A 13,192-nucleotide genomic window follows, 5' to 3' on the forward strand; every position below is an offset into this window, starting at 1 on the left:
TTATGATGGGGCGTTTTATGGGTTAATCTTTTTTATGATACTCCGGTAAAATATAATACAAACGATTTTTTATAACAGGAGTTTTTCAGGTGATCATGTGACAGCTAAGGCTACCATTGGTGAAAAGATAAAAAAGTTTAGAAAGGATAAGGAGATAAGTCTTAAAGAACTTTCTGAGAATAGTGGAGTTAAAGAGGATCTTATAAAGGATATAGAGGATGGGGAGATCATACCGTCACTAGCCCCCCTTATCAAGATTTCAAGATCTCTTGGGATCAGATTAGGGACACTATTAGATGATACAATAGAAGAGGGGCCAGTGATCGTGAGGGAGGGAAAAGCTGGTAAAGTAATACACTTCTCTGGGCAAGAGGATGAGACTAGTGAAAGTCACCTTGATTTTTATTCCCTCGCAGCTGGGAAGGTTGACAGACACATGGAGCCATTCATAGTCCAGGTTGAACCACACCATGATAAATTCAAACTTTCATCACATGAAGGCGAAGAATTCATATACGTACTCGAAGGAGAAATCGAGATATTATATGGTAAGGAAAAATACCACCTCAAGGAGGGGGATAGCATCTACTATGATTCTATAGTCCCCCATCATCTACATACACGAGGCGATAAACCAGCAAGGATACTGGCAGTAGTCTACACACCATTCTAACAGAAGCTGGGGGGATGTGTTCTATGGTTTTCACAGAAGATACAATCGGCGAATTCCTAGAAAAACAGGTGCAAAAATACCCTGATAAAGAATTTATAATATACCCTGACCGGAATCTGAGATTCACTTATAATGAATTCAATGAAAGGGTTAACTTACTAGCGAAGGGACTTTTAGCCATAGGCCTCAAGAAAGGTGACCATTTAGGTATCTGGGCGACTAACGTGCCAGACTGGTTAACATTCCTTTTTGCCACGGCAAAAATAGGAGTCGTGCTCGTCACAATAAACACGGCCTATAAAATCCACGAATTAGAGTATGTGATGAAACAATCTGACATGAAAGCCATAGCTTTAATAGATGGTTTCCGTGATGTTGATTATATAAAGACTATCTACGAGCTCGTACCCGAACTTAAAAGTCATGAAAGGGGTAATCTTAAAAGTAAGAGATTCCCCCATCTTAAAAGTGTCATTTATATTGGGGCTGCGAAGCATCGTGGAATGTATAACATCCATGAGTTGATGCTACTCGGCAAACACATCCCAGATAGCGAACTGGAAAAAGTGAAAAAGACCCTTAACAATGACGATGTTATAAATATGCAATATACTTCTGGCACAACAGGATTCCCAAAGGGGGTGATGTTAACACACCGTAACATACTTAATAACGGTTATTATATTGGTGAAAGGCAAAAATTCACAGAAAAAGACAAACTATGCCTCCCAGTGCCATTATTTCACTGTTTTGGGATAGTACTGGGCGTACTCGCAATTTTAACCCATGGTGGGGCCCTTGTAATCCTAGAAGAATTTGATCCGCTGTTAGTATTGGCCGCGGTTGAAAAGGAAAAATGCACAGCACTTTACGGAGTCCCCACAATGTTCATAGCAGAGTTCACACATCCAATGTTTGACATGTTTGATCTTTCTTCCCTTAGAACAGGGATTATGGCAGGATCTCCCTGCCCCATCGAGGCCATGAAGCGCGTTATCAATGAGATGCACATGAAGGAGATTACAATCGTCTACGGGCTTACAGAAGCATCCCCAGGTATTACCCAAAGCAGCGTAGATGATCCTATCGAGAAAAGAGTTGAAACTGTTGGGAAACCACTCCCACACATCGAGGTCAAGTTAGTGGATCCTGAAACAGGTAAAGAAGTTGGACCCGGACAGATAGGTGAAATATGTTGCAGAGGATACAATGTGATGAAAGGCTATTATAAGATGCCAGAAATGACAAAGGAGGTTATAGATGAGGATGGTTGGTTACATAGTGGGGATCTCGCGGTCATGGACGAAGAAGGCTATTATTCCATCGTTGGACGTATCAAAGACATGATCATAAGAGGCGGTGAGAACATTTATCCAAGGGAGATTGAAGAGTTCCTACATACCATGCCAGGCATCAAAGACGTTCAAGTGGTGGGCATACCAGATGAAAAATATGGCGAAATAGTCGGAGCATTCGTCATAAAAGAAGAAAACGCTGACATAAAGGAAGAGGATGTCAGAGATTATGCTATAGAGAGGATAGCCCGTTATAAAGTGCCTAAACACGTTTTCTTCGTGGAAGAGTTCCCATTAACAGCCAGTGGCAAAGTCCAAAAATTCAAATTACGGGAAATGGCAATTAAACTATTAAAGAAGAAAGAAAATGATAGTATTAAATAGGAAAAAAAGGATAATCGAATTACTACCAATTGGAAAAGCCAAAGGAGCATTAAATTCTCGCAGAAAACCATTATTTCAAGGTTACATACGCCTAACAAGAACGGCTAAAGGGCTTAGGATAAAACGCTTTATCATAAAAAAGGGTAAAAAAGAAAAACCAACAGCCCCAGCAGAGGCTATAAAACTTCTCAGAAAACAACTAATATTCCTCCCAAAAAAAGATGACGAAATAGAAGAATTCTTAGCATCCCTTAACATTAAAAACCGTTATGCCAGAGTATGTAATCATTGCCTCCTCGAAGGATACGTTACAATCATCACAAAAGGATTCAAATACCATAACCAGTGGATATGCAAACAATGCGCCGATGAAGTGATAAAAAGGGAAATCAAATATAATGGGATGGACAAGAAAACATTCAAAAACTTTAAAAGACTCCTCCAGAGGACACAAGACTTGGAAAAACTTTTAAAAGTTTTCGAACCCCGTTTCGACCCCCTGAGGGAGCCTAGCCTAACATTATTTGACAAGACAATCTCGTCAAAGGATGAGAAAAACCCAATTTCTGTAGATGAACTACAGATACCCAAAAATTTTAAATCCATATTAAAAATGCATGGTAACAGACAACTTTTACCTGTGCAAAAACTCGCAATAGAAGAAGGCCTCCTAAAAGGCGAAGACCTTTTGATAGTATCCGCCACTGCGAGTGGAAAAACTCTAATAGGAGAATTGGCAGGAATACCCAAAGCCTTAAATGGTAAAAGGTTCTTGTTTTTAACCCCTCTTGTAGCCCTTGCAAACCAAAAATACCACGAGTTCAAATCCAAATATTCTAAGATGGGCCTTAAAACGGCCATAAAGGTTGGGATGAACAGGGTAAAAGCTAGGGGGGAGCTTGTAATACCAGATACTGACATCAAAGGCGCTGATATAATCGTGGGTACTTATGAAGGCATAGATTTCATATTGAGATCTGACAAATCCAACATACTAAAAGAACTTGGTGTTGTAGTTATCGATGAAATACACACACTAGATGATGAGGAAAGGGGTTCAAGATTAAATGGGATGATATCAAGGTTAAAGAAGATATTCCCAGAAGCCCAGATCATCGCATTATCGGCCACTATCGACAACCCGGAAGAGATAGCATCAGAATTCAATTTGAAATTAATTGAATATGATAAAAGGCCAGTCACATTAGAAAGGCATCTCGCATTCACAAGAAACGAAGAAGAAAAGAAAGATCTTATCATGAGATTGACCACTAGAGAATTTAAGAACATTTCAAAGAATGGATTCCGTGGACAGAGCATAATCTTCACGAATTCCAGGAGAAAAACAAAATTGATTGCAGATTATCTCCGAAGGAGGGGGATAAAGGCAGAGGCGTACCATGCAGGGTTACCTTATCGACAAAGAAGAAAAATCGAGGAGAAATTCGCATCCCAACAATTGGCTGCGGTGGTCACAACAGCCGCACTAGGAGCTGGTGTTGACTTCCCGGCCTCCCAAGTAATATTCGAAACACTGCTCATGGGTAACAGGTGGATAACTCCCAATGAGTTTTCTCAGATGCTTGGAAGAGCTGGGAGACCGTCATATCATGACAGGGGCATAGTATATTTATTACCGGAAGTGGGAATGTCATTTGATGGAGAAACTGAGGAATCAAAGGCCATAGAATTGCTTGAGTCTGGCTTGGATCCTGTTAACGTCCATTACACCAGCGAAGATGTCATGGAACAATTATTAGCTGATATAAGTTCTGGCGCGATTAAAAACATTAGAGACATTGAAGAAAGACCCACATGGCCTATTAACCCAGAAGAGGCCCTAGAGGTCCTGGAATCATATGGTCTTATATTAGAGGATGATGGAAAATTAAAGGTTACAGATTATGGGATGGCAGTCTCCAAATCCTTCTTAAAATGTGAAGAAGCCGATTATATCAGAGAAAACCTAGACAATATGGATCCACTTGCGATAGCCCTTTCGATGGAACCATTTGAAAATGCTTATCTTTCAAATCGTCTGCACAATCAATTAACCCACAAGTTAAAGGTTAAATTTTCAAATAAATTATTCGCAGATTCAACATTAGACATAATATCCAATGGTGACAACATCATAAAATTAGATGAGAAACTCCAGGAGGCTCTCCTCAATATACAAATTGACTTCTTATCTTGTGAATGTAAAGAGAGACCATTCTGTGATTGCATACAGGATAAACTTTCAGAATATATTGTTAAAATGAGGTTAAGGGGGAAAGACCCTGCTGATATAAGTAGATTACTCCTTAAAAAATATCAGATTCAAGCATATTCTGGTGATATATTCAATTGGCTCGACTCGATACTAAGAATACTTGAAAGTATAAGGAGGATTTCATCAGCATTTAAAAAGCATGAAAAGGTGAAAGAATCTTCCATGATATTACAGGCGATCGAAACTGGTGATAAAATTCCATGAAATGGGAGGTGGTATCATCCCATAAAAATAAAGTAGCCTATATCAAATTAATTATTTTCATAATCTGTCTTTTGGGCGATCCCTAAATTACAAGTAGCTACTTGGATAAGGTATTTTTGATCATATGCGAAGGTTTATATGAGTTCCACTTCCGTCCCATCTACAATGCACTTGGAGGGTGGGCTTATCAATTCAAATTCTTTGAATATTGGATTATCCTAAGGCCTTGGGTTATTTTGTTTGCAGCTTCATAATAGAATTGGCCCAAGGATTATAGGAAGTTTGGTTTAAGGAATGTTTCATGGATTTCGATTTTCATACTCAAAAGCTTACAACTACGAGAAATGGATGATACTCTTTCTCTTTTGGGAATCTGTTATACTATAATCATAGTATGGTTAATAATATAATTGAGTTATGTTTATCTGGAGAAGGTTTATGAACGAGAAGTTTATGGTTTACATGGTAATCTAATTTGGACAGGTCATATCACGGCATGTACCAGCATATTCTATGGATTCTGGGAACTTCAGAACCTCTCTCTTTTTACTTCCATAACGATAAACTGTTATACCTTTGCATCCGAGTTTATAGGCTGCTTTGAAAATCTTCTCCACATCTTTTGGTTTTGCACTTGGTGGGAGGTTCACTGTCTTTGAAACGGCATTGTCCACGTGTCTCTGGAACGTTGCCTGGATTTTCACATGGAAGATTGGATCTATTTCATGGGCTGTTATAAAAAGGCGTTTTATATCTGCGGGGATGTCTTTGATCCTTTTGATGGAGCCTTCCCTGGCGATTTTTTCCATGAGTTCTCTGTCATAGAATCCTCTTTTCTTCGCTTCCGCTTCAAAGAGTGGGTTTACGTCTACGAGTTTTCTGTTGATGATCTCTCTTATAAAAGACACGGCGAATATGGGTTCTATACTGCTCGTAACACCTGCTATTATGCTGAGTGAACCGGTTGGGGCGATGGTTGTAAGTGTGGCGTTCCTCATATACTCGAAGCCTTCGTGGTACCATCTGCTGTCTTTGAAAGCTGGGAATGAACCCCTTTCAATTGCGAGTTCCATTGAAGCTTTCTGGGCTTCAACTTTTATATGTGACATGATCTTGTCCGCTACTTGGAGGGCGGATTTGGAATTGTAGGGTATGCCTAATTTTATTAGCATGTCAGCGAATCCCATAACACCAAGTCCTATCTTGCGGGTTCTTTTCGTGGTCTTTTCGATCTTTTTTATTGGGTAGGTGTTAACATCTATCACGTTATCGAGGAAATGAACTGCTATTTTAACGGTTCTTGATAATTTTTCCCAGTCTATTTTACCATTTTTTGCCATGAGTTTGAGGTTTATTGATCCGAGGTTGCATGATTCATATGGTAGGAGTGGTTGTTCCCCACAATTATGGACATAGAATCCGTTAGCGTCAAAGGCGTTTATACCAGGGACTTGGATGTCATAGACTGTCTCTGTAGTATCTGGTATTATATCCTTGACTGTTGCAAATGCTCTTGGGGGTTTAATCATTTCTAGCTGGTATTCTGATGTATTTTCCAGTATCTTTGTGTATATCCCTGATCGCAGAAGCATCCTTTGCAGGATCCTTGCAGTTTCAAGATCTCCTTCAAATAATATCCTATTTGAGTTGGAGTCTAGAAGGCCTTTGAATAATCCGGTGTAGAATCTTGAGGAGGCCTTTTCTATCTCATCTGTAATTTTTAGGTTTTCGTTATTGATTGCGAGGCCTGTGAGGTAACCATCATCTTCTGTGAATTTACCATCCCATTCTAGGCTTTTGTGCTCATTTAAGATTATCTTATCCCCTATTTTCAGTTCTGATAATCTTCTCCATTCAAGTTGGTCATCTGAGGATAATCTGAGGATTTTATGATCTGCTGTAAGGCGTAGGTGGAAGCCTTCGACTGTTTCTAGTCTATATAATTGCTTTGTGCCGGTTGGGAAGAATCCCCCATATGATCTCCATTCTCTACTATTTAATATTATTTTACAGTTTTTTCCTATTAATTCTTTAACTTGTCTTGGGCCATTGGATGTCATAACCCATGTTTCTGGGCTGACGCATGGGTTTGTGGCTTCTATGCTGCCGAGGGCTGGGGTGGGGTTTGCCTTGTTTATCGTGTCCTTGAATAGTATTCCTGGGTCGCCCCTCTTCCATGCCATTTTAACCATTCGATTGAATATATCCCTGGTTGGCACAGAACCAGTAACTTCTCCTGTGCGCGGATTTATGAGCTCATATTCTACGTTGGATTCTATTCCATCCATGAACTCATCGGTTACCATCACTGAGAGGTTGAAGTTGCTGAATGCCCCCTCTTCTTTCTTCGCTTCTATGAATTCGATGATGTCTGGATGGTTAACATCTAATATGCCCATGTTGGCCCCTCTTCTCCTGCCGCCTTGCTTTATAACTTCTGTTGCGACATCAAATATCCTCATGAAGGATACTGGGCCAGATGCTACGCCCATGGTTGAGCCTACAATGTCCCCTTTGGGTCTGAGATGTGAGAATGAGAAGCCAACTCCTCCACCTGATTTGTGGATAAGGGCCATGTATTTAAGGGCGTCGAATATACTCTCCATTGAATCTTCTATGGGGACTACAAAGCATGCTGATAATTGGTTTATTGGTGTGCCGGCATTCATTAGGGTTGGTGAATTTGGGAGGAATTCGAGTTTGCTCATTATTTCATAGAATTCTTTTGCAGTTGTTTCAACGTCGCCACCATATTTTTCTTCTGCCTGTGCAACTGCAATGGCAACTCTCCTGAACATCCCCTTGGGGGTTTCTATTATTTTCCCCTTTTCGTCTTTGAGGAGGTATCTTTCCTTGAGGACTTTCAAGGCATTTTGGGTTAATTTCATGGGGGGTGCACCTAATTGTGTGGGGTTAATCATTCTAATAATGTTCTTATGTCTTTTATAATATCTTTCAGGGCTTCTTCTAGGAGTGATCTTCCAAATACTGGATCTGCGTTGATACCCTCATTTTCTAGTTGTCTTGCACCTTCATCTATCTTCTTGTCCCGTTCACGGGCTTCATTCAAGCCTAGCATCCCTATCTCTGGATATTTTTCAATATTTTCACATTCTTGGATTCTCTTGGGGTCGGTTATACCTAGGATTAGGCCTATTGAAAGTTCACCAGATCCTGCGTGTGGGCCTTCTATCTCAACTATCTTGTTGTTTAATTTTATCTCTATCCCAGTTTCCTCCACGACCCGGGGTAAGTATTTCTTTATTTTTGCGTTGCCCCCGTGTCCATTCACTATAAGGACTTTTCGGATTCTTAGGGATTTTTTTGCACATTCTAGGATTGGTTTTAGGTGTTTGTCTATGAGTTCTATAGGTTTTATGTGTATTCCATGTCTTATATATGGATGTTCTGTTGCTGCATAGATTATCCCCAAAAATTTCGCCCCAGTCCTATTGCTTGCTTCAAGGGCGAGATATGAGGCGATTTTGGCGTCGGTGTCTATGGGGAGTGCTGGGCCATGATTTTCAAGGTGCGAGCCTATGGCGAGTATTCCTATCTTGTGGATGGCAGGTGATATAATGTTGCCCGCGTCATAATTTAATTTTATATTTCCAGGTTCCATATTCTGTCTCCGATATAATGTATGTTTTTTACTGCTTTTCCTTTCTTGTTTTTGACCATGGAAGCGCCATCTATTAGGCTTACTCCTATTGTTATAGGTTTCTTGTATTTTTCATCTACTACTATTACCAGGTCCCCTTTTTCTATATTGGGATCTGCGTCAACTATACCTGGGCTCATCACATCAGCACCATTTGCAAGGAATTTAACAGCACCCATATCAACTACAACACAATTAAATTTTATACTAGTTTTAAGGGCGCCTTTTAAGGTTGGGAAAGGCCTGTTGTTGACTAACATGATTAAAGGTTCGCCATCGACCAATATTAATGGATAGGGTTCTGCTTCGAGGAATTCAACAACAGCCTTTTCAGGTATGAGATTGGAATATTCACCTAAACCTGCTTTTATCCTTTTAACTTCCTTTTTCTTTAAATGATATCTTTTTTTCACCTTCACTGGGGGGTCCCACCCAATTATTATCTGAAAAATTGTGTCTATGGGGGATATCATCCTTTAATAATGGTGCTTGGAGAATTCTATATCTGAAAAATAGGTTTAATCACTTTCCTATGTTTATATTTTTCGTTTAGCAGGAATCTGTGTGGGGGGATCATCCCATCCACCTTAGTATGTTGAATTAATCCTGGGGGTGGGGGGGTTGTGCTGGTGGCTATAAATTGGCAAGTATTAATATTCTCGTTAACTAAATGTTAGTTGGGTTTTGTCCTCACATAATTTTAAGTTGGTTCTTCCGATAAAGTTAAATATGCTCTTAATTAAATTGAAGTATTAGGGTGATAATTGTGAATTCACAAAGAGGTAATATACAAAGACCACTTGATGCGCTGGGTAATTCATTGAATTCTCCAGTCCTCATTAAACTGAAAGGTGACAGGGAATTCAGGGGTGTTCTGAAGAGTTTTGATCTTCATATGAATCTTGTGTTAAATGATGCCGAGGAATTGGAGAATGGCGAAGTTACCAGGAGACTGGGAACTGTATTAATTAGAGGAGATAACATAGTATATATATCCCCATAGTGTTTATATAAAATGGTTATAAAGCTTATTTTAGGAGGATTTAAGCGATGAAAGGCACTCCATCATTCGGTAAAAGGAATAAGAGCTTGCATATAAGGTGTAGACGTTGTGGAAGGAACGCTTATCATATACGTAAAAAGGTATGTGCTGCTTGCGGATTCGGAAGATCCAAGAGGATAAGACGTTATAGTTGGCAGAATAAGAAAGTTAATGGTCGAAGGTTGAAATAAGATGTTAGATAATCGCGGCCCCATTGATGTTCGTATAATTGTTGAGGGAGCATCTGATGTGGAGAGCGTTTCAAAGGCTCTTCAGGATGTCTCCTTAGGTTCTGAGTATCATATCACAATCTCTTCGATAATACCAACAACCAGCCTAGAAATAGCTAAAAGGGCTGTTGAGGGTGCTGATATAGTGCTCATAGCCACAGACGCTGACGCGACTGGCAGAGAACTTGCAGAGAAGTTCCAGAGAAACCTCAAGGAGAGTGTGGGGCATGTTGAAAGGGTGAAATTACCATATGGCCATGATGTGGAATACATTGACCCTCGACTCATGGTGGAAGAAATAAAAAATGCTATTATAAGAGCTGGTTTATCTTCAATCGCAAACATAAGGAAACTGAGAAAACTTGAAGAAGAGGTACTAAAATTCAAGTCTGAAATAGATGAACTAGCCAATGAAAACAGCACACTAAAAGATGAGAATAATAGCCTATCAAATGAATTGGAGAAAATCATAAAGGAAAGGGATGAATTAAACTCCAAATTGGGAGAATTAGAGGAGAAGCTCATTAATCTCCAAGAAGAGCACCATAAAATTAAGGAAAAATACAAGGAACTCAAGAGTAAGAGCTTCCTTGAAATGTTCCCCCTCCATGAATTATGGAAAGACCTTTTTAATGAAGAACTCGAAAATGAAAAAGAGATTGTAAAAGTAGCGGATACTCTTAAAACTGAAAAACTAATCATAGGACAAGGTTATATTGCAGCACCCTCAAAAGAGGATGCGATAACTTGTCTGAGAACCATAAGGACAATCCTATTTTTAATGAGCAAGACAGAGGAATAGGGCGTGTGGGGGGGAGAATCTAAAGTGAAGGACAAATGTGGTATTGTGGGCATATACTCCCCTGACAAAAACAAGAATATAGCCCCCCACCTCTACTATGGACTCTACGCCCTTCAACACCGTGGACAAGAATCGGCAGGAATATCAACTTCCAATGGCAAAAGATTCTACACACACAAGGGAATGGGATTAGTATATGAGGTCTTCAACGGCAAAAAATTGAAAAAACTCAAAGGGAACATTGGAATCGGCCATGTGAGATACTCCACAACTGGAAAGTCCAGGATAGAAAATTCACAACCATTCCATAGTAGAATTGACGGTTTAGATATCGCCATAGCACATAATGGTGACATAGTAAATTCTTGGGAACTTCGAAGAGAATTGGAAAAGGGAGGCTATACCTTCAAATCGACCACAGATTCTGAAGTTATCAGTCACCTGATCAGGAGGGAATACCGAAAAGACAACAACATGATAAAAGCCATCGAAAGGACATCGAAGCATCTCATAGGATCATATTCCCTCGTAATCCTCTTCAACCATGAATTATATGCTGTAAGAGACCCCCTAGGAATAAAACCATTAGCATTGGCAGAAAAGGATGGTACTAGGATGGTGGCATCCGAAAGCGTGGCATTCGATGTTATAGGCGCCGAATACCGAAGGGACGTTCAACCAGGGGAAATAATCCATCTAAACAATGAAGAGTCACATATTATCAAAGGCTCCGAGAAGATGAGAAGAGCCCACTGCATGTTTGAATATGTATACTTCGCACGACCAGACAGTATCATCGACGGCAGAAACGTCTATGAAGTAAGACTAGAAATAGGAAGAGCACTCCACAGGGAACACCCGGCAGATGTAGATGTTGTAATGCCAGTACCAGACTCGGCCATAACAGCTGCAATAGGCTACTCACGAGAATCAGGGATACCCTATGGTGAAGGCCTTATAAAGAACCGTTACGTGGGCCGTACATTCATCATGCCAACTCAGGAAGAAAGAGAAACAGCAGTTAAACTCAAGATGAACCCCATAAAATCAGAACTCAAAGGCAAAAGGATAGTCCTCATAGATGATAGTATAGTCAGGGGCACAACATCAAAGGCTCTCATAGACGTTCTAAAAGAGGCTGGAGCACGTGAAATACACCTTAGGATAGGATGCCCCCCTATAACATCACCTTGCTATTATGGTATTGCAATGGCAACAAAAGAAGAACTTTTAGCATCCAATAGAACAATCGAACAGATAAGGGACATATTAGGCGTTGATTCCCTAGGCTATTTGAGCATAAAATCCCTAGTGGAGGCTATTGGCATCAGCAAAGAAGACCTTTGCACAGGATGCCTTGATGGAGAATACCCCACTCCAACACCATTAAAACGTGGAATATGACTATCCCCCCACTGGTGAGGTTCCTATGGTTGAACTTTTAGCACCTGCTAGAGATTTCCCCTCAATCTCCGCAGCCCTTAAAAATGGTGCTGATGCAATCTATATTGGCATGGAAGGCTGTAACCTTCGTGCTAACGTATCCAATTTCAGCTTGGAGGAGATAAAAGAGGCTGCTAGGATAATCCATGACAATAATGCGAGGGTGTATGTTTGCACGAACACCATACTCAAGGACAAAGACCTTAAGGACCTAGAATCGAAACTACCATCACTACACAATTTTGAAGTAGATGCTCTGATAGTATCAGATCTTGGGGCCATTGACCTGGCCGTTGATAATGGATTAGACGTCCATGTAAGCGTCCAAGCCAATATATCAAATACTAGAAGTTTAAACATGCTCAAGAAGCTAGGAGCCAAGAGGGTTATATTATCAAGGGAGCTTTCACTTGACGAGATAAAAGAAATCGCGGGGAAATCCCCATTAGAGGTTGAGGTTTTCGTCCACGGAGCCCTCTGCATGGCAATATCCGGGCGCTGCCTCCTAAGCTATTACCTTTATAATAGAAGTGCAAATCATGGGGAATGCCTCCAACCATGCAGAAAAGCATGGAAAATAATATCAGAGGATGATGAAACACTAATAGTAGAAGCTGGCCAAGGGAATATCCAAAGTTATATTCTAAGTCCAAAGGATCTTTGCATGATAAAACACATACCATCCCTTATTGATACTGGGATACATGCCCTCAAAATCGAGGGAAGGGCAAGACCAGCAGATTATGTTGCAACAGTAACACGTGTTTACAGGGAAGCCATAGACACTCACCTCAAGGGGTCATGGAAATTCAAAAAAGAATGGATAAGTGAACTTAAAAAAGTATTCAACAGAGGATTCGACGAAGGATTCTACTTTAACAGGCCGAAACAAGGACCCCCACAGAACCAAGCTAAGTATGTTAAAAGGGACATAGGCCAAGTCTTAAACTATTACAGAAAAGCAGGGGCGGCAGAAATCAGACTCTGGGACAAACTCGAAATAGGAGATGAGATAATAATCCAGGGGAAAACTACGGGTTCATTAACTGAGAAAGTGGAATCCTTACAGATAAATGGAAAAAACGTTAAAAAAGCAGAGAAATGTAGAGTTGGGGTCAAAGTAACAGATAGAGTAAGGCCCGGAGACCTTATATACAAGAGAGTGAAAAGAGGGTAAGGTGAT

At 40.3% G+C, this 13,192-nt stretch carries 11 protein-coding genes; 8 read left to right on the top strand and 3 right to left on the bottom strand.

Annotated features, from left to right (window positions below; genetic code table 11):
* Positions 1 to 97: 97 nt before the first annotated feature.
* Genes ACZ5XX_RS05685 through ACZ5XX_RS05695 form a run of 3 tightly spaced genes read left to right on the top strand, consistent with a single transcriptional unit; the run spans position 98 to position 4,831 of the window.
* Positions 98 to 673 (top strand): cupin domain-containing protein, encoded by a 576-nt coding sequence (locus ACZ5XX_RS05685; RefSeq protein ID WP_464583368.1) that lies wholly within the window; start codon positions 98 to 100, stop codon positions 671 to 673.
* 23 nt (positions 674 to 696) lie between these two features.
* A complete protein-coding gene (locus tag ACZ5XX_RS05690; protein ID WP_464586256.1) occupies positions 697 to 2,352 on the top strand; it encodes an AMP-binding protein in 1,656 nt (551 codons plus the stop codon).
* The gene (locus tag ACZ5XX_RS05695) at positions 2,336 to 4,831 is read left to right on the top strand and encodes a DUF5814 domain-containing protein (protein ID WP_464583370.1); all 2,496 of its coding nucleotides are present in this window, start codon (positions 2,336 to 2,338) and stop codon (positions 4,829 to 4,831) included. Before ACZ5XX_RS05690 ends, ACZ5XX_RS05695 begins: the two co-directional genes overlap by 17 nt.
* Positions 4,832 to 5,301: 470 nt before the next feature.
* On the opposite strand, the gene ACZ5XX_RS05700 is transcribed toward ACZ5XX_RS05695, so the two are convergent.
* The 3 genes from ACZ5XX_RS05700 to ACZ5XX_RS05710 are packed head-to-tail and all read right to left on the bottom strand — an operon-like array spanning position 5,302 to position 8,911.
* Positions 5,302 to 7,719: a ribonucleotide reductase N-terminal alpha domain-containing protein gene (locus ACZ5XX_RS05700; RefSeq protein ID WP_464583372.1), complete on the bottom strand. Its 2,418-nt coding sequence runs from the start codon at positions 7,717 to 7,719 to the stop codon at positions 5,302 to 5,304.
* A 29-nt stretch (positions 7,720 to 7,748) separates the two neighbouring features.
* Positions 7,749 to 8,453: a 2-amino-5-formylamino-6-ribosylaminopyrimidin-4(3H)-one 5'-monophosphate deformylase gene (arfB, locus tag ACZ5XX_RS05705; RefSeq protein ID WP_464583374.1), complete on the bottom strand. Its 705-nt coding sequence runs from the start codon at positions 8,451 to 8,453 to the stop codon at positions 7,749 to 7,751.
* The gene (locus ACZ5XX_RS05710; RefSeq protein WP_464583376.1) at positions 8,435 to 8,911 is read right to left on the bottom strand and encodes an RNA-binding protein; all 477 of its coding nucleotides are present in this window, start codon (positions 8,909 to 8,911) and stop codon (positions 8,435 to 8,437) included. Before ACZ5XX_RS05710 ends, arfB begins: the two co-directional genes overlap by 19 nt.
* Before the next feature lie 338 nt (positions 8,912 to 9,249).
* Here ACZ5XX_RS05710 and ACZ5XX_RS05715 point away from each other — a divergent pair, with 338 nt between their 5' ends.
* From ACZ5XX_RS05715 to ACZ5XX_RS05735, 5 genes are read left to right on the top strand one after another with little or no spacing between them, the layout of a single operon-like run.
* Positions 9,250 to 9,495, top strand: a complete 246-nt coding sequence (locus tag ACZ5XX_RS05715) for an LSm family protein (protein ID WP_464583378.1) — start codon at positions 9,250 to 9,252, stop codon at positions 9,493 to 9,495.
* 47 nt (positions 9,496 to 9,542) lie between these two features.
* Entirely contained in the window at positions 9,543 to 9,725 is a 183-nt protein-coding gene (locus ACZ5XX_RS05720) for a 50S ribosomal protein L37e (protein ID WP_112094450.1), read from the top strand.
* 1 nt (position 9,726) lies between these two features.
* On the top strand, positions 9,727 to 10,566 hold the full coding sequence (locus ACZ5XX_RS05725; protein WP_464583381.1) for a toprim domain-containing protein: 840 nt from the start codon (positions 9,727 to 9,729) through the stop codon (positions 10,564 to 10,566).
* A 24-nt stretch (positions 10,567 to 10,590) separates the two neighbouring features.
* Positions 10,591 to 11,970, top strand: coding sequence for an amidophosphoribosyltransferase (purF, locus tag ACZ5XX_RS05730; RefSeq protein ID WP_464583383.1), 1,380 nt, complete (start codon positions 10,591 to 10,593; stop codon positions 11,968 to 11,970).
* A gap of 25 nt (positions 11,971 to 11,995) precedes the next feature.
* Positions 11,996 to 13,186, top strand: coding sequence for a peptidase U32 family protein (locus ACZ5XX_RS05735; protein WP_464583385.1), 1,191 nt, complete (start codon positions 11,996 to 11,998; stop codon positions 13,184 to 13,186).
* Positions 13,187 to 13,192 lie beyond the last annotated feature (6 nt).

The organism is Methanothermobacter crinale, assembly GCF_055397825.1.